A 16,560-nucleotide genomic window follows, 5' to 3' on the forward strand; every position below is an offset into this window, starting at 1 on the left:
CACCAGTGCACCGCCGGATCAGCCGGTCATGACTCAGAGAGGAGGCTTCGTGCCCGCACCCGGTGGCGACCAGCCCGCCCGACGCGTCCGCCTCGACGCCCTCGCGTACGGCGGCGACTACAACCCCGACCAGTGGTCGGAGGAGACGTGGCACGAAGACATCCGCCTCATGCGCGAGGCCGGCGTGAACATGGTGAGCCTGCCGATCTTCAGTTGGCCCCAGCTCGAACCCGAGCCCGGCGTCTACGACTGGGCGTGGCTCGACCGCATCCTCGATCTGCTGTGGGACGCCGGCATCGCGATCGACCTCGCCACCGCCACCGCGACCCCGCCGTCCTGGCTGCTGCGGGCCCACCCCGAGATGGTGCCGTGGGATTCCGACGGGCACCGGCTCGAGTTCGGCTCCCGTCAGACCTACTGCCCCTCGTCGCCGATCTGGCGTGAGAACGTCGCCCGCATGGCCCGCGCGATGGCGGAGCGCTACGGGGAGCACCCCGGCCTCGCGATGTGGCACATCTCGAACGAGTACGGCGATCACACCTCACGCTGCTGGTGCCCCGAGTCGGCCAGGCATTTCCGCCGCTGGCTGCAGGATCGCTATGGAGACCTCGACGGGCTGAACGAGGCCTGGGGCGTGAACGTCTGGGGTCAGCGCTACACCTCCTGGGAGCACATCGAGACGCCGAAGAAGGCGCCGGGCCCGATCAACCCGACCCAGCTGTTGGACTTCGAGCGGTTCTCGTCCGACGCCCTGCGGGAGCTGTTCCAGGTGGAGATCGACGTGCTGCGGGAGGTCACGCCCGACATCGCGGTCACCACGAACTTCATGAGCATGTTCCGCGACCTCGACTACTGGGACTTCGCCGCGATCGAAGATGTCGTGACCGACGACGCCTATCCGGAACCCGCCGACCCGACCTCGCATGTCGGAGCCGCCCTCAACTACGGCCTCATGCGCTCGCTCAAGGGCGGACAGCCCTGGCTGCTGCTGGAATCCTCGGCGAGCGCGACCAGCTGGCGCGACGTGAACGTGCCCAAGGCGCCGGGCAAGATCCGCATCGAGAGCCTGCAGGCGGTCGCCCACGGCTCGGACGCCGTCATGTTCTTCCAGTGGCGCCAGGCCAAGTACGGCCAGGAGAAGTTCCACTCCTCGATGCTCGGTCACCGGGGGGAGCGCTCGCGCAGCTTCCGGGAGACCAAGGAGCTGGGCAACGAGCTGAAGAGGCTCGAGCAGGTGCGCGGCACCCGGGTGCGCTCGCGCGTGGCGCTGGTCGTGGACTGGGACTCGTGGTGGGGGACCAGCGCCGTGGAGTCGCTGCCCTCGCAGAGACTGCAGTGGGCGCAGCAGGCCCGGGCCTGGCACCGCGCGCTGTACACCCTCGGCCAGCCGGTGGATGCGGTTCGCGCCACGGGGCCGTTCGACGCGTACGACGTGATCGTGGTGCCGAACCTCTACATCGTCGAACAGCCGCAGGCCGACGCGTTGCGCTCCTTCGTGGAGCGCGGAGGACACCTCGTCGTCGGACCGTTCTCGGGAGTGGTGGATGCGACCGAGAAGGTGCACGACGGCGGAGCACCCGGGCCGCTGCGCGATCTTCTGGGCATCGAGGTCGACGAGCAGTGGCCGATCGCCGACGGGCTGACCGAGAGCATCGACTATGCCGGCGAGATCCTGACGGTTCCGTCGTGGAGCGAGTGGCTCGAAACGGCGGACGACGTGGAGGTGCGCGGCCGCTATGCCGGTGGCGAGCTCGACGGTCTGCCCGCCGTGACCCGTCGCGCGGAAGGCCGGGGATCCGCCTGGTACGTCAGCGCGATGTTCGACGCCGCAGGTCTGCTCCCGGTGTTCCGCGACGTGCTGCGCACGGCCGGCGTCCCCGCCAGGGAGCACACCGATGTCGAGGTCGAAGCGGTCACCCGTGCCGACGACACCACCGACTACACCTTCTACCTCAACCACGGACGCGCACCCGTGACGTTCGAGATCCCGACCCCGGGAGTCGACCTGCTCACCGGTCTGCGCCATACGGACCGACTGGAGCTCGATCGGTACGGCGTCGCCGTGCTCGCCGCGCCCCGCGCCGAATCCATCCCCTTTGCCACCCTGATCCCTATGAAGGAGGACGCATGACCGCCCCGTTCGTGCATCCGTACATCCCCAACACCGCGCCCGAGTCCCGTGCGGCGATGCTCGCCGCCGTGGGCGCCGCGTCGGTCGACGAGTTCTACGCCGACATCCCGGCCGACCTCCGGCTCGGGCGGCCGCTCGATCTGCCCGCCCCGTTCGTCGCGGAACAGGACCTCGCGCGGCACGTGCGCGCACTGCTCGCCAGGAACCGCTCGACGCAGGAGCGGCTGAGCTTTCTCGGTGCCGGCACCTACCACCACTACGTACCGGCGGTCGTCGACGAGGTCATCGGACGCAGCGAGTTCCTGACCGCCTACGCGGGCGAGCCCTATGAGGACCACGGCCGCTTCCAGGCGCTGTTCCAGTACCAATCGCTGATGGCCGAGCTGCTCGAGATGGACGTCGTGAACGTGCCGACCTACGACGGCTACCAGGCGACCGCGACCGGCCTCACGATGTCAGGACGCCTGACCGGCCGCGGTCGGGTGCTGATCGCGAGCGATGTGCTCCCCGCGAAGCTCGCGAAGGTGCACGACTACGTCCGCGCCCACCTCACGCTCGAGCACCTGCCGACCGTCGGCGGCACCGCCGACGTCGATGCGATCCGCGCCGCGCTGGGCGATGACGTGGCCGCGGTCTGGGTCGAGACCCCCAGCGCCACCGGTGCCGTGGAAGCCGCGCTGCAGGACATCGCGGATGCCGCCCACGCGGTGGGGGCCGTGCTCGTGGTCGGCACCGACCCCATCGGCTACGGCGTCCTCACCCCGCCCGCTGTCTCGGGAGCGGACATCGTCACCGGCGACATCCAGTCCCTCGGCCTGCACCAGTGGTTCGGCGGCGCCCACGGCGGCTTCATCGCCGTCCACGACGATCCGCGGTTCGTGATGGAGATGCCGTCGCGACTGTTCGGGCTCGCGACCACCGACGTTCCCGGCGAGTACGGCTTCGGTGACGTCGCCTACGACCGCACCTCCTTCGCGCACCGCGAGGAGGGGAAGGAATGGGTCGGCACGGCCGCGGCCCTCTGGGGCATCGCCGCCGGGGTCTACCTGGCGCTGATGGGTCCCGCCGGCATGGCGGAGCTCGGCGAGGTGCTGCTCGCCCGCACCCGCTACGCCCAGCAGGCGCTCGCCGCGGTGCAGGGCGTCTCGCTCGACGACGATGCCGTGCACCTCCGTGAATTCACCGTGACGTTCAGCGAGGTCAGGGCGGACGCGGTCGTCGCGACGCTCCGCGCCCGCGGCATCGAACCCGGCGTGGTCGTGGGCGAGCACCGCCTGCTCGTCTGCGTCACCGAACTCACCTCCCAGGCCGACATCGACACTCTGGCGGGCGCGCTCGCTGAGGTCACGGCCTCCGATCTCGCTGCGAAGGAGCAGAACCGATGAGCCTCCCCGTCGCCCCGAAGCCCGCGCTGCGCCGCTTCCAACAGGCTCGCTGGGACGAGCCGATCATCTTCGAACTGACCACTCCCGGCGAACGCGGTGTGCTGGTCTCGCAGGTCGAGCCCGGCGTGCGCGCGGCGGTGGGGGATGTGGTAGCCGCGCTGCCGTCCTCCCTGCGTCGGGCCGCGAAGCCGAAGCTCCCCGAGATGGGCCAGATGCGTGTGCTCAAGCACTACCTGCGCCTGTCGCAGGAGAACCTCGGCGCCGACTTCAACGTCGACATCGGCCAGGGGACGTGCACCATGAAGTACGCGCCGAAGATCAACGACCTACTTGCGAACACGCCGCAGCTCACCGCGATGCACCCTCATCAGGACCCGGCAGACGCGCAGGGCGTGCTCGAGATCGTCTGGCAGCTGGAGCGGATGCTCGCCGAGATCTCCGGCATGGACGAGGTCTCCCTCCACACGCAGGGCGGATCGGCGGCGATCTGGGCGAACATCGCGATGATCCGCGCTTTCCACGAGGCGAACGGAGAGGGCGAGCAGCGCCGCGAAGTCATCACCACGATCTTCAGCCACCCCTCGAACGCGGCCGCAGCGAAGGCCGCCGGGTACGAGGTCATCACCGTGTACCCCGACGCCGAGGGATACCCCTCGCTCGATGCGCTGAAGGCAGCGCTCTCGCCGCGCACCGCGGCCATCATGGTCACCAACCCCGAAGACACCGGCATCTACAACCCGGCGATCCGCGAGTGGGTGGATGCCGCGCACGCCGTGGGCGCCCTCGCCTCTTACGACCAGGCCAACGCCAACGGGATCCTCGGCATCACACGTGCCCGCGACGCCGGGTTCGACGTGTGCCATTTCAACCTGCACAAGACGTTCGGCACTCCGCACGGCAGCGGGGGCCCCGGCTCGGGCGCGAACGCCGTGAGCGCGGCGCTCGCCCCGTTCCTCCCGGGGCCGCGGGTGGTGCGTGCGGATGACGGGACCTTCGCGGTGGCCGAGGCGGGTGAGCTGTCGATCGGCGCGGTCGGCCCCTTCTTCGGGGTGATCCCCGCGCTCGTGAAGGCCTACTCGTGGATCATGGCGCTCGGAGCCGAAGGTCTACTGGCCGCCGCCGAGACCGCCGTGCTGAACAACAACTACCTGATGGCGAAGGTGCTCGCGATCCCCGGAGCCTCGGCCCCCTACGCGACCGGGCGTCGGCGGATCGAGCAGGTGCGCTACTCGTGGGAGGAGCTCTCCCGGGAGACCGGGATCTCATCCGAGGAGATCGGTGTGCGCATGACCGACTTCGGCATGCACTACTGGACCAGCCACCACCCCTACGTGGTGCCCCAGCCGTTCACGCTCGAACCCACGGAGTCATACTCCCTCGCCGAGCTCGACGAGTATGCGGCGACCCTCGCCGAGGTCGCACGCGAAGCACGGGAGACCCCCGAGGTGGTGCGCACCGCCCCGCACAACCAGACCGTGCACCACACGCACCACGACGATCTGGACGACCCCGAGCGCTGGGCGGTCACGTGGCGCGCGTATCAGCGGAAGTACTTCCCCGCGGAGTCCGACGCGTCGTGATCGGACTCGTCGTCAATCCTGTCGCCGGAGTCGGCGGGCCCGCGGGCCTCGCCGGCTCCGACGGTGCGGACGTGCAGCACCTCGCCCTCGCGCGCGGTGCCCGCTCCCGCGTGCAGGAGCGGGCGGTCCTGGCTCTGACGGAACTCGCCGCACGGCATCCGGGACTCGTGGTCGCGACCGCAGACGGAGCGATGGGAGCCGATGCCGTCCGTGCGGCGGGGCTCGTGCCCCGGGCGGTGTGGGCTCCCGGTCGCGCGACCGCCGGTGCCGACACGACCGCCGCGGTGGGTGCGCTCGCCGCCGCCGGTGCTGACCTGATCCTCGTGGTCGGTGGAGACGGGACCCTGCGGGATGCGTGCGCCGGGCTCGATGCGGTCGCCTCCTTCGACCCGATGCATGACGACACGCCAGATGCAGGACGATCCGCCGGTGAAGGCTCCGACATCTGGCGTGTCGTCCTGCAAGTGGAGTCGGCCGCGGCTGCGGCTGCGGCTGCGGCTGCGGCTGCGGCGGCGGCGGAGTCGGCCGCGGGGGAGGCGGGTGCGGTGGTGCCCGCCGTGCTCGGGGTTCCGGCGGGCGTGAAGATGTACTCGCCCGTGTTCGCGGTCAGCCCGCGGGCGGCCGGGGCGATCGCGGCCGACTGGATCGACCGGGCCGGACTCCCCACCGATGGCCGCGAGGTGCTCGACATCGACGAGGCTGCGATGCGGCGGGCTCGTGTCGACCCGACGCTGTACGGGATGCTCCGGGTGCCCTACCGCGCCGGACGGACGCAAGCGCGCAAGGCCGCGACGCCGGTCACCGAGGCCGCCGCCGTCGAAGCGGCCGCGCGGGGAGCCGTCGCGCGCATGCTCCCAGGTGTCCGCTATCTGCTCGGTCCCGGCGGCACGACGGCCGAGATCGCGAGGCAGCTCGGCGTCGAAGGATCCCCTCTCGGCGTCGACGTCGTCCTCGACGGTGCCGTGCGCGTGCGGGGAGCCAGCGAACAGGAGCTCCTCGCCCAGATCGCGCAGGGCCCCGCCCAGGCCGTGATCACCGTGATCGGCGGCCAAGGATTCCTGCTCGGGCGGGGCAACCAGCAGCTCTCGGCCGCGGTCCTGCGCGCCATCGGCCCCGATCCGCTCCTGGTCGTCGCACCGGAGCAGAAGCTCATCGACCTGCACGGCAGGCCCCTTCTCGTCGACACCGGCGACCCTGATCTGGATGCGAGACTCGCCGGACACGTCCGCATCATCACCGGTGTCGGCACCCGCAGCCTCTACGCCGTGACCGCCCCCGAACTGACCCCCGCCTGACCGATTCGGCGGAACGAACCCGAAAGGACACCCCATGCGTCTCGAGAACAAGAAGGCCATCGTCACCGGCGGCGCCGGAGGCATCGGTCGTGCCACGTCGCTCGCGCTCGCTGCGGAGGGCGCTGCCGTCGCCGTCGTCGACCTGAACGCGGAGGCGGCCGAAGGCGTCGCCGCGGAGATCCGTGCGGCGGGTGGCTCGGCCATCGCGATCGCCGCCGACGTCGCGAGCGAGGCCGATATCGAGCGGGTCATCGCGACCGCGGTGGCCGAGCTGGGCGGCGTGAACGTCGTCTTCAACAATGCGGGCATCATCCGCCGCACCACGGCCGTGGAGACGACCGTCGAGGAGTGGGACCGGGTGTTCGGCGTGAACGTGCGGTCGATCTTCCTGATGTGCAAGCACATCGTGCCGATCATGGAAGCGGCCGGCGGCGGCTCGATCATCAACACGGGATCGGGGTGGGGCCTCAAGGGCGGAGGTCAGGCGATCTCGTACTGCGCGTCGAAGGGCGCCGTGGTGAACATGACCCGCGCGCTCGCGATCGACCACGGGCCCGCCGGCATCCGCGTGAACTCCATCAACCCCGGAGACGTGAACACCGGGATGCTGCGCGACGAGGCGCGTCAGCTCGCGCAGGACACGAACGCCTTCCTCGCCGAGGCCGCCGACCGTCCGCTGCGCCGGATGGGAGAGCCGAGCGAGGTCGCACAGGCCGTGGTGTGGCTCGCGAGCGACGACTCCTCGTACGTGACCGGCTCGGCCCTGGTGGTGGACGGCGGCGGCATCGCGTAGTCGCGGTCATGCCTCCTTCATCTGGACGACCTGGATGAGGTTGCCGCAGGTGTCGTCGAGCACGGCGACGAGAGCGCTGCCGATGTCGGTCGGTGGTTGCGTGAAGACGACGCCGAGCCCGGTCAGGCGCGCGTGCTCGGCGGCGAGGTCGTCGACGGCGAACTGGGCGAGGGGGATGCCGTCTTCGACGAGGGCGTCGCGATAGGGCTTGACCGCGGGGTGTCCCGAGGGCTCGAGCAGGAGCTCCGGTCCTTCCGGGGTTTCGGGTGACCTCACCGTGAGCCAGGCGGCATCGCCGAGGGGGATGTCGTGGTGTTTCGTGAAGCCGAGCACGTCGGTGTAGAAGGCCAGGGCCGCGCGCTGGTCATCGACGAAGATGCTGGTCAGTTCGATTCTCATGGGGTGCTCCGTGTGTCTGGCCAGCGCTCGGCGATACGGGCGATGGGCTCCGGGTGGAAGTAGTGGAACTTTGAGCGGCCGCGCCGTTCTGTGGAGACGAGCTCGGCCGACTCAAGCACGGCGAGGTGCTGGGAGACGGCCTGCCGGGTCAGCGTCACACCATGGCGCATCGCCAGCGTCGTGCAGATCTCGAAGAGCGTCTGTCCGTCCCGCCTCGACAGCTCGTCGAGGATGCGTCGCCTCGTCTCGTCGTCGAGGGCGTGGAACAGATCGGCCATGTCGCCCATAATAGGCAAGTGAAACCTTGCCTATCAAGTGAACCCCAGGACACTGGCGTAAAATCGGCACAATGACCGACGCCCCCTCCGACGCTGCACCCGACCTCGGACCGGGCATCGACCCCGACGACCTCGCCACGACGTTGCGCGTGCTCGCCGAACTGCACACGATCGACAACGAGCACCCGGACTTCGTCGCGGTGCGCCACGCGACCGCGGCCATGTTCAAGGCCGTCAAGCGCGTGCGTCGCAAGGAGATCCGCGACGCGATCGCCGAGGCCGACAAGGCCGTGGTCGCCCGCACCGCCACCGGTGCCCCCGACCGCATCGACGACGAGACCCGGGGCCACGACCTCGCCACCAGCGTCGTGGACGCCCCGATCGCGGGCGAGCTCCTCAAGCCGCGCAACTGCTACATCTGCAAGCAGCCGTACACGCAGGTCGACGCGTTCTACCACCAGCTGTGCCCCGACTGCGCCCGCTTCAGCCACGGAAAGCGCAACGCCCGCACCGACCTCACCGGCAAGCGCGCCCTGCTCACGGGCGGCCGCGCCAAGATCGGCATGCACATCGCGCTGCGCCTGCTCCGAGACGGGGCGCACACCACGATCACGACGCGTTTCCCGCGCGATGCTGTGCGCCGGTTCTCCGCGCTGCCCGATTCCGCCGACTGGCTGCACCGTCTGAGGGTGGTGGGCATCGACCTGCGTGACCCGGCACAGGTCATCGGGCTCGCGGACTCGGTCGCCGCTCAGGGGCCGCTCGACATCCTGATCAACAACGCCGCCCAGACCGTACGGCGCTCGCCGGGGGCGTACTCGCTGCTCGCGGATGCCGAGCTGCAGCCGCTCCCCGACGGACCGCTGCCCGAGATGGAGACGTTCGGGCACACGGTCGATCCGCATCCGCAGGCGCTGCAGGCCTCGGTCGACTCGCATCCGCTGCTGTCGGTGGCGGCGCTCGGCGGCACCGTCGCGGAGCAGGGCGGGCAGGCGTTCACGGCCGAAGACCTGGCTCGCCTCGCGATGGCCCCCGGGTCCTCCTCCCTCGAGAAGCACGCGGACGGCACCGCGATCGACGCCGGCGGGCTCGTGCCCGATGTGAACCGCGTCAACAGCTGGGTGCAGTCGATCGAGCAGGTCGACCCGCTCGAGATGCTCGAGGTGCAGCTCGCGAACACGACCGCCCCGTTCCTGCTGATCAGCCGGCTGCGGGCCTCCATGGCCGCGTCCGAGGCGCGCCGCACCTACGTCGTGAACGTCTCGGCGATGGAGGGGCAGTTCTCCCGCCGCTACAAGGGGCCGGGCCACCCGCACACGAACATGGCGAAGGCCGCGCTCAACATGCTCACCCGCACCAGCGCCGGCGAGATGCTCGAGAAGGACGGCATCCTGATGACCGCGGTCGACACGGGCTGGATCACCGACGAGCGCCCGCACTACACGAAGGTCCGGCTGGCGGAAGAGGGCTTCCACGCGCCGCTCGATCTGGTCGACGGTGCCGCCCGTGTGTACGACCCGATCGTGCGCGGCGAGGCCGGGGAGGACATCCACGGCGTGTTCCTGAAGGACTACGAGCCCAGCCCCTGGTGAAGCCGCGGGTCAGAGCGCGTCGAGAGCGGCACGCGCCGTCCCTTCATCGGTGATCAGGGTGGTGACGAGTCCGGATCGCAGGGCGGCGAGCACGGCGCGCTGCTTGCCCGCACCCCCGCCGAGGGCGATGCGCGTCGGGGTGCGCTCCAGCTGCGCGGTGGTGATCCCGATCAGGCGTCGGTGGAGGCCGTCGACCTCGTTGCCGTCGATGTCGAGCAGGGTCGTGCCCAGTTCGGCGACCACCCCTCGGCGCAGGAGGGGAGCGAGTTCGTCGAGTTCGTCGAGCTGGGAAGCCAGCAGTGAGCTGCCCGGCCAACCACCGACCGTGAGCGCTGCCATGTCGATGTGGTCGATGCGCGCCAGGGCCTGTTGCACGGCGGGCTCCCGGGTCACCGCGTCCCACGAGTGGGCACTCCGGGTGACGAACGAGGCGGGGAGGGCGAACATCCTCCCCTTGGCGACGCCGCTGAGCTGACTGATCGCTTCGAGGTGCGTCCCCGCGTCGACCGAGGCGAAGCCGGTGAGCTGGACCACGTCGCAGGTGGCCACCTCCCGGATGCGGCCGCACGTGTCGAGGATCGTCCGCCCGGGGCCGAGACCCACGATGGCGTCTTCGCCGATGGTCTCGCTCAGGAAGCGTGCACCGATGCTCGCGATCGTCGTGCGGGTGCGTGTCTCGTCCTTCGAGGGGGTGAGGGCCACGAGTGCCGATTCGAGACCGTAGGCGCGGCTGAGTGCTTTCGAGAGCTCGGGAGCGATGGGCTCCGGCAAACGGGTGCGGACCTCGATGAGACCGTCCTCGCGCGCTCGCCGGATCATCCGCCCCACGAGGAATCGCGAGATGCCGAGTTCTTCGGCGATCTCGATGGTCGATCGTCCGTGCTGGAGATTCTGGACGGCAGCGTACGCATACTGCACAGATTCGGTTGTTGAAAGAGTTGTGCACATATGAGCACTCTAGTGACTCACATGAGGACAGTCCCTGTACTCTCGAACGCAAGTCACACGGAACCCGTCGCAGTTCGAAGGAGTATCGATGAACAACAGCCGAAAGCGTGCGCGCGCCCACAGCATCACCGCCGCCGTCGTCGTCCTCACCACCGCCGGCCTCCTGGCCGGCTGCGCGCCGAGCGACAGCACGACGTCCTCGACCGACGTCTCGTCGTTCGACTGGACGAACTACAGCGGCGAGAAGCTGAGCATCCTCATGAGCGAGCATCCCCTCTCCGACGCCGTCCTTGACCACGTGTCCGACTTCGAGGAGAAGACCGGCATCGACGTCGACATCGAGACGCTGACCGAGTCCGACTACATGGTGAAGATCCTCACCGAGCTCCAGTCCGGCGCGGCCGGCTACGACGTCTTCATGACGTCCCAGCCGATGAACTACCAGTACGCCGCGGCCGGCTGGATGGAAGACCTGCAGCCGTGGGTCGACGACGACACGCAGACAGCTCCGGACTACGACTTCGACGACTTCTTCCCGTCGCTCATCGAAGCGGAGCGGTGGGACACCACGGAGTTCGACGGTGCGGGCGAAGGAGGTCTCTGGGCGATTCCCGCGAACGAGGAAGGCTACGCCCTCTTCTATCGAAAGGACATCCTCGAGGCAAACGGCGTCGCGGTGCCACAGAGGATCGACGAGCTCATCGCCGCCGCGCAGAAGCTCGACGGCACCGAGTTCGACGGCAAGACCATCTCCGGGTTCGTCAGTCGTGGCGACAAGACCTACCCCACCCTGAACCCGTTCTCCACGTTCGCCGGGGCCTACGGCGTCCAGGACATCACCGACGGCAAAGCCACCGTGAACTCGAAGGCGGGCAACGAGGCCGTCACCAAGTGGATCGAACTCATGCGCACCGCGCCGGAAGCGGCGAGCACGTACACGTGGTACGAGGCGCAGCAGGACTTCCTCGCCGGGAACTCCGCGTTCTACATTGACGCCGACCACATGGCCCCCGACTTCGAGAAGGAGGGCAGTGGGATCGCGGGCAAGGTCGGCTACGCGCTGCCGCCCGAGGGGCCGAAGGGGCGCGCGTCGAGCATGTGGGTCTGGTCGCTCGGCATGAACGCGGCGTCCACGCACAAGGGTGCTGCCTGGCAGTTCATCCAGTGGGCGACGTCGAAGGAGCTGCTGACGGATTCCATCGCGAACGGCAACCTCAACCCGACGCGCGTCTCCGTCGCCGAGAGCCCTGAACTCTCGGCCGCGACCGAAGGCTGGGGGGACTACAACGAGGTCTGGAAGAAGACCCTGACCGACTATGCGGAGTGGCCGTACGCGCCGTCTGCGAGCTGGACGACGGTCGGCGACATCTGGGCGACCGCGATCCAGTCGGCGCTGCTCGACAAGGCATCCGTCAAGGACGCTCTGGATGACGCGGCAACGAAGATCGACGCGGCGATCGAGTGACCTCGGCGGACCGGAGATGACGATCGGAGTGGACAGAGAGTCATGAAGCCCAAACCTCATTTGCCGTACCTGCTCGTCCTGCCGGCACTCGCTGTTCTCGTGGCGGTGCTCTACCCCTTCCTCACCGGCGTCTGGTGGTCGTTCACGTCCTACCGACTGAACCGGGGTGCGCCGACATTCAACGGTGGCGCGAACTACCTCAATCTGTTCGTCACCGGGGAGGGGCTGCACGCGATCGGCATCACGCTGCTGTACGCCGTCGTCGTCGTGAGCGTGGAGTGCGTTCTCGGCATCGGACTCGCGATGCTGCTGAACTACGGTTCGTACGGCAGCACGTTCCGCCTGCTGATCGTCCTGCCGCTCCTGCTGCCCCCGGTGATCGCCGCGCTGATGTGGAAGGTGATGCTGACCGAGAACGGTGTCGTGAACTGGATTCTCGAAGCCGTCGGCCAGCCCGGGCTGCTCTGGCTCAACGGCCTCGACAGCGCCCTGTGGTCGGTGATGATCATCGACATCTGGATCTTCACCCCGTTCGTCGTGCTCCTCGCACAGGCCGGCCTCCGCAGCGTTCCGCAGGAGCTTCGCGAGGCCTCAGCGGTCGACGGTGCGGGTCCGGTCCGGAACTTCTTCTCCATCACGCTGCCGATGCTGGTGCCCGTGCTCATCGTGATCATCGCGTTCCGCGGCATCGACTCCTTGAAGATGTTCGACATCATCTACACGACGACCAAGGGCGGGCCCGTGGACGCGACGACCAACCTCCATGTGCTCGCCTACCTGGACGGCATCCGCAACATGAACTTCGGCGCGGCGATGGCGGCCCTCGTGGTGCTGTGGGTGCTGTGCAACCTGCTGTCGTCCGTGCTGCTCCGGGCGCGTCGGGCGGAGGCGGGAGCATGAACGTCTCTCCGAGCGGTTCCGTCGCCCGGTCCCGTCGTCGCAAGAAGCTCCTGCGGCACGGTGCGGTGATCGCGTCGCTGAGCGTGTGGAGCGTCTTCGCGCTCGCGCCCCTCGTGTGGATCGTGATGATGTCGTTCAAGAAGGCCGAAGACATCGTCGCCTACCCGCCCACCTTCGTCTTCACTCCGACGTTGACGAACTACGTCGAGGTGCTGAGCAGTGCGAAGTTCATGGCCCCGTTCGTGAACTCGCTCATCGTGACGGTGGGGTCGCTGCTCGTGACGGTCGTGATCGGCCTTCCGACCGCGTACGCACTCGCGCGCTTCTCGTTCCGGGGACGCGAGAACATCGCGTTCGGGATCCTGTCCCTGCGATTCGCTCCCGAATTGCTGATCATCCTGCCGCTGTATCTGCTGTTCCAGAAGACGGGCCTGTACGACTCTCATCTGGGGTTGATCCTGGCGTATCAACTCGTCACGCTGCCCATGCTGGTGTGGATGCTCCGCTCCTTCATCGAAGATCTGCCCGGCGAGCTGGAGGAAGCGGTGGCCATGGATGGGGGCACGCGCTGGACTGCTTTCCGTCACGTGCTCCTGCGACTGATCGCACCGGGCCTCGGCGCGAGTCTGATGCTCTCCTTCGTCTGGGCGTGGAACAGCTACACGCTGCCGCTGGTGCTGGCGGGGAAGAACACGCAGGTCATCACGACCGGGATCCAGCAGTACATCTCCGCGCAATCCATCGACTGGGGACCCATGGCAGCGGCCACGGTCGTCTCCCTCATCCCCGGGATTCTCTTCGCGGTGTTCTCACTGCGCTGGATCGTCGGCGGTCTCACCGCCGGCACTGTCAAAGGCTGAAAGCCCGCACGACCGAAAGGTGCCACCCATGTCCGTTCCTTCCACCATGTACGCCAGCGTGCTCACCGGGCCGAAGCGCGTAGAGCTCGAGAGTCGCCCGGTCCCCTCCCCGGGTGCGGGCGGCGTCCTCATCAAGGTCACCGCGGTCGGCGTCTGCGGCTCGGACACCCACTTCTTCGAATCGGGTGCCGTCGGAGACATCGTCGTCCGGGACCATGTCGTGCTCGGGCACGAGACCGCGGGGGAGATCGTCGCCGTGGGTGCGGGCGTCGATGCGAGCCGCGTGGGGACGCGGGTCGCTGTGGAGCCGCAGACGCCGTGTCGCGCCTGCCGCTTCTGCAAGCGCGGCGCCTATCACCTGTGCCCGAGCATCCGCTTCTTCGGTGCCTGGCCGGTCGACGGCTCCTTCGCGGAGTTCGTGATCGTCGACGCCGACTTCGCGCACGAGATCCCCTCGGCCATGACCGACGAGCAGGCCGCGCTCGCCGAACCCGTCTCGGTGGCCATCCACGCAGCCCGTCGTGCAGGTGTCACGGCGGGCGCGAGGGTGCTCATCACCGGCGCCGGCCCGATCGGCGTCCTGACCGCGCAGGTCGCGAAGTCGTTCGGTGCCGTCGAGGTCGTCATCAGTGATCCGATTGCGAAACGGCGGGATTTCGCCCGCGCGCGAGGGGCGGACGAGGTCATCGATTCCGCAGGCGACGGCCTCGCTCGCTTCGACCAGTACTTCGACATCTACATCGATGCATCGGGCAGCGCCCAGGCGATCCGTGCCGCGCTGCCGACGATCGTCCGTGGAGGCATCGCGGTCCTCGTCGGCATGGGTGGCAATCAGCTCGACGTTCCTGTCGCGATGCTGCAGCACCGAGAGATCACGCTCACCGGTACCTTCCGGTACGTCAACACATGGCCGACGGCGATCGACCTGATCTCCCGTGGCATCGTCGACACCTCGGGGATCGTGACCGGACGATACGGCTTGGACGGCGTCGAGGATGCACTGATGAAGGCGAAGACGGATCCGGAAGCGATCAAGACCATGATCATCCCCGCTCTCACTGCCGCGTGAGCCGAGGCGCCTTTCGAATCGCGCATATGGCTCGATCCGACGGCGGGATGCGACCATATGCGCGATTCGAAAGCGGCAGTGTCGTCAGTGAGTGGGCGGATACGGATGCGGCAGCCACACCGTCACGATCAGGCCGCCGTCCGTGCGAGGCGTGAGCACCAGAGTTCCGCCGTGGGCCTGCGTGATGCGGTCGACGATCGCGAGGCCGAGCCCGGCACCGGCATGGTCCTCTCCGCGGGTGCGGTCGGCGCCGCGCTGGAACGGCTCGACGAGGGTGGCCACGCGATCGGGGGGCAGCAACGCTCCGGTGTTCTCGACGACGAGTGCAACGGCGTGGGGCATCGCGTGCGTGCGCACGGCGACGGATCCGCCGGACGGCAGATTGTGCACGATCGCGTTCAGCACGAGGTTCGTCACCAGTTGCGGCAGCAGCGCGGCGGAACCCAGCACCGGCGCGGGCGCCCCGCCCACCTCCACCGCGACCCCGCGGCGGTCGGCGAGCGGCAGCAGCGCCTCCACCGCCTCTTCCGCGAGGAGCGAGAGGTCGACGATCTCACGGGGGAACGTCCGCTGATCCGCGCGGCTGAGCAGCAGGAGCGCCTCGGTCAGGTCGATCGCGCGGGTGTTCACCTCGCGCAGACGGGTGATCAGCGCATCGACATCCCGGTCGGGATCGTCTCTGGCGACCTCGAGCAGGGTCTGCGATATCGCGAGGGGCGTCCGCAGTTCGTGCGAGGCGTTCGCCGCGAACCGCTGCTGTTCCGCGACATGCGCCTCGAGCTGCTCGAGCATCGAGTCGAAGACATCGGCGAGGTCGCGGAACTCGTCGCGCGGGCCGGGCAGCGCGATCCGATGGGAGAGTGAGCCCTGCGCCGCCAGCCGGGCAGCGTCGCCGATCCGGGTGAGCGGCGCCAGCATCCGTCCCGCGAGCAGCCACCCTCCGCCCAGTCCCAGCGCCAGCAGGACGACCATGACGATCGACGCGACCGGGACGAACGCCCGGATCAGGTCGGAGCGGTTCGGCACGAAGAACTCGATATACGGGATCTGCACATCCGGCACGTACCGCAGCAGGTACAGCGCCACCGCGGCGAGCAGCAGACCTCCCGACACGACCACGACGGCGGCATAACTCAGCGTGAGCTTGAGCCGGGCACTCATCCCGCGCCGCCTAGGCATCGGCGTCCGTCCCGATCCGGTATCCGACGCCGGGCACCGTCAAGATCAGCCACGGCTCACCCAAACGCTTGCGCAGCGAGGACACGGTGATGCGCACGGCGTTGGTGAACGGGTCGGCGTTCTCGTCCCAGGCCCGCTCCAGCAGCTGCTCGGCGCTGACCACCCCTCCCTCGGCGTCGACGAGCACCTCCAGCACGGCGAACTGCTTGCGGGTGAGGGCGACGTAGCGGTCGTCGCGGTACACCTCGCGACGGAACGGATCCAGGCGCAGCCCCGCGACCTCGAGCACGGGCGGCCGGGATCGTTGTCTGCGTCGGTCCAGGGCACGCAGACGCAGCACGAGCTCGCGCAGCTCGAAGGGCTTGGTCAGGTAGTCGTCGGCACCGATCTCGAATCCGGTGGCCTTGTCGTCGAGACGGTCGGCCGCCGTGAGCATCAGGATCGGGATGCCGGTGCCGGAGGCCACGATCCACCGCGCGATGTCGTCGCCGGACGGGCCCGGAACGTCGCGATCGAGCACGGCGATGTCGTAGGAGTTGATGCTCAGAAGCTCCAGCGCGGTGTCGCCGTCGTTCGCGATGTCGGCCGCGATCGCTTCCAGGCGCAGCCCATCCCGCACCGCCTCGGCGAGGTAGGGCTCGTCCTCGACGATCAGTACACGCATGGCTGCGATCCTACGCAGTGGG

General features: G+C 68.8%; 15 protein-coding genes. 10 read left to right on the forward strand and 5 right to left on the reverse strand.

The features are described 5' to 3' along the window. Positions 1-28 precede the first annotated feature (28 nt). Genes LRQ07_RS01345 through LRQ07_RS01365 form a run of 5 tightly spaced genes read left to right on the forward strand, consistent with a single transcriptional unit; the run spans position 29 to position 7,184 of the window. Positions 29-2,131 carry a beta-galactosidase gene (locus LRQ07_RS01345; RefSeq protein WP_256535608.1) on the forward strand — a complete coding sequence of 701 codons (2,103 nt, stop codon included), beginning with the start codon at positions 29-31 and terminating at the stop codon, positions 2,129-2,131. Further along, positions 2,128-3,516, forward strand: coding sequence for an aminomethyl-transferring glycine dehydrogenase subunit GcvPA (gcvPA, locus tag LRQ07_RS01350; RefSeq protein ID WP_256535609.1), 1,389 nt, complete (start codon positions 2,128-2,130; stop codon positions 3,514-3,516). Before LRQ07_RS01345 ends, gcvPA begins: the two co-directional genes overlap by 4 nt. Continuing rightward, a complete protein-coding gene (gcvPB, locus tag LRQ07_RS01355) occupies positions 3,513-5,096 on the forward strand; it encodes an aminomethyl-transferring glycine dehydrogenase subunit GcvPB (protein WP_256535610.1) in 1,584 nt (527 codons plus the stop codon). Before gcvPA ends, gcvPB begins: the two co-directional genes overlap by 4 nt. After that, complete coding sequence (locus LRQ07_RS01360) at positions 5,093-6,391, forward strand: ATP-NAD kinase family protein (protein ID WP_256535611.1); 1,299 nt, start codon at positions 5,093-5,095, stop codon at positions 6,389-6,391. The genes gcvPB and LRQ07_RS01360 overlap by 4 nt, the downstream gene beginning before the upstream one ends. Positions 6,392-6,425: 34 nt before the next feature. Next, on the forward strand, positions 6,426-7,184 hold the full coding sequence (locus LRQ07_RS01365; protein WP_256535612.1) for an SDR family NAD(P)-dependent oxidoreductase: 759 nt from the start codon (positions 6,426-6,428) through the stop codon (positions 7,182-7,184). Between the two features lie 6 nt (positions 7,185-7,190). Here the strand turns inward: LRQ07_RS01365 and LRQ07_RS01370 are convergent, their stop codons facing one another. Beyond that, a complete protein-coding gene (locus LRQ07_RS01370) occupies positions 7,191-7,583 on the reverse strand; it encodes a VOC family protein (RefSeq protein ID WP_256535613.1) in 393 nt (130 codons plus the stop codon). After that, on the reverse strand, positions 7,580-7,861 hold the full coding sequence (locus LRQ07_RS01375; RefSeq protein WP_232762825.1) for an ArsR/SmtB family transcription factor: 282 nt from the start codon (positions 7,859-7,861) through the stop codon (positions 7,580-7,582). The genes LRQ07_RS01370 and LRQ07_RS01375 overlap by 4 nt, the downstream gene beginning before the upstream one ends. Before the next feature lie 71 nt (positions 7,862-7,932). Here LRQ07_RS01375 and LRQ07_RS01380 point away from each other — a divergent pair, with 71 nt between their 5' ends. Beyond that, positions 7,933-9,453 (forward strand): SDR family NAD(P)-dependent oxidoreductase, encoded by a 1,521-nt coding sequence (locus LRQ07_RS01380; protein WP_256535614.1) that lies wholly within the window; start codon positions 7,933-7,935, stop codon positions 9,451-9,453. A 9-nt stretch (positions 9,454-9,462) separates the two neighbouring features. On the opposite strand, the gene LRQ07_RS01385 is transcribed toward LRQ07_RS01380, so the two are convergent. Then, entirely contained in the window at positions 9,463-10,371 is a 909-nt protein-coding gene (locus tag LRQ07_RS01385; RefSeq protein WP_256535615.1) for a sugar-binding transcriptional regulator, read from the reverse strand. A 118-nt stretch (positions 10,372-10,489) separates the two neighbouring features. Between LRQ07_RS01385 and LRQ07_RS01390 the strand changes: the two genes are divergently transcribed. From LRQ07_RS01390 to LRQ07_RS01405, 4 genes are read left to right on the forward strand one after another with little or no spacing between them, the layout of a single operon-like run. Then, positions 10,490-11,866, forward strand: coding sequence for an ABC transporter substrate-binding protein (locus LRQ07_RS01390; RefSeq protein WP_256535616.1), 1,377 nt, complete (start codon positions 10,490-10,492; stop codon positions 11,864-11,866). Between the two features lie 42 nt (positions 11,867-11,908). Next, a complete protein-coding gene (locus LRQ07_RS01395) occupies positions 11,909-12,766 on the forward strand; it encodes a carbohydrate ABC transporter permease (protein WP_256535617.1) in 858 nt (285 codons plus the stop codon). Next, a complete protein-coding gene (locus LRQ07_RS01400; RefSeq protein WP_153243396.1) occupies positions 12,763-13,626 on the forward strand; it encodes a carbohydrate ABC transporter permease in 864 nt (287 codons plus the stop codon). Before LRQ07_RS01395 ends, LRQ07_RS01400 begins: the two co-directional genes overlap by 4 nt. 28 nt (positions 13,627-13,654) lie before the next feature. After that, positions 13,655-14,695 carry an NAD(P)-dependent alcohol dehydrogenase gene (locus LRQ07_RS01405; RefSeq protein ID WP_256535618.1) on the forward strand — a complete coding sequence of 347 codons (1,041 nt, stop codon included), beginning with the start codon at positions 13,655-13,657 and terminating at the stop codon, positions 14,693-14,695. Positions 14,696-14,779: 84 nt separating this feature from the next. Here the strand turns inward: LRQ07_RS01405 and LRQ07_RS01410 are convergent, their stop codons facing one another. Both LRQ07_RS01410 and LRQ07_RS01415 read right to left on the reverse strand, forming a co-directional pair. Continuing rightward, entirely contained in the window at positions 14,780-15,856 is a 1,077-nt protein-coding gene (locus LRQ07_RS01410) for a HAMP domain-containing sensor histidine kinase (protein WP_319944136.1), read from the reverse strand. 10 nt (positions 15,857-15,866) lie between these two features. Next, positions 15,867-16,538 (reverse strand): response regulator transcription factor, encoded by a 672-nt coding sequence (locus tag LRQ07_RS01415; RefSeq protein ID WP_134352770.1) that lies wholly within the window; start codon positions 16,536-16,538, stop codon positions 15,867-15,869. Positions 16,539-16,560: the final 22 nt, after the last annotated feature.

It is taken from the genome of Microbacterium sp. J1-1, assembly GCF_024498615.1.
GTDB lineage: Bacteria > Actinomycetota > Actinomycetes > Actinomycetales > Microbacteriaceae > Microbacterium > Microbacterium aurugineum.

What these genes read in the sequence shown, in the direction of transcription:
- LRQ07_RS01390 (WP_256535616.1), top strand. Translation starts at nt 10,490, where the DNA reads ATGAACAACAGCCGAAAGCGTGCGCGCGCCCACAGCATCACCGCCGCC.
- LRQ07_RS01365 (WP_256535612.1), top strand. Translation starts at nt 6,426, where the DNA reads ATGCGTCTCGAGAACAAGAAGGCCATCGTCACCGGCGGCGCCGGAGGC.
- LRQ07_RS01400 (WP_153243396.1), top strand. Translation starts at nt 12,763, where the DNA reads ATGAACGTCTCTCCGAGCGGTTCCGTCGCCCGGTCCCGTCGTCGCAAG.
- LRQ07_RS01345 (WP_256535608.1), top strand. Translation starts at nt 29, where the DNA reads ATGACTCAGAGAGGAGGCTTCGTGCCCGCACCCGGTGGCGACCAGCCC.
- LRQ07_RS01375 (WP_232762825.1), bottom strand. Translation starts at nt 7,861, where the DNA reads ATGGCCGATCTGTTCCACGCCCTCGACGACGAGACGAGGCGACGCATC.
- gcvPA (WP_256535609.1), top strand. Translation starts at nt 2,128, where the DNA reads ATGACCGCCCCGTTCGTGCATCCGTACATCCCCAACACCGCGCCCGAG.
- LRQ07_RS01410 (WP_319944136.1), bottom strand. Translation starts at nt 15,856, where the DNA reads ATGAGTGCCCGGCTCAAGCTCACGCTGAGTTATGCCGCCGTCGTGGTC.
- LRQ07_RS01395 (WP_256535617.1), top strand. Translation starts at nt 11,909, where the DNA reads ATGAAGCCCAAACCTCATTTGCCGTACCTGCTCGTCCTGCCGGCACTC.
- LRQ07_RS01380 (WP_256535614.1), top strand. Translation starts at nt 7,933, where the DNA reads ATGACCGACGCCCCCTCCGACGCTGCACCCGACCTCGGACCGGGCATC.
- gcvPB (WP_256535610.1), top strand. Translation starts at nt 3,513, where the DNA reads ATGAGCCTCCCCGTCGCCCCGAAGCCCGCGCTGCGCCGCTTCCAACAG.
- LRQ07_RS01415 (WP_134352770.1), bottom strand. Translation starts at nt 16,538, where the DNA reads ATGCGTGTACTGATCGTCGAGGACGAGCCCTACCTCGCCGAGGCGGTG.
- LRQ07_RS01405 (WP_256535618.1), top strand. Translation starts at nt 13,655, where the DNA reads ATGTCCGTTCCTTCCACCATGTACGCCAGCGTGCTCACCGGGCCGAAG.
- LRQ07_RS01370 (WP_256535613.1), bottom strand. Translation starts at nt 7,583, where the DNA reads ATGAGAATCGAACTGACCAGCATCTTCGTCGATGACCAGCGCGCGGCC.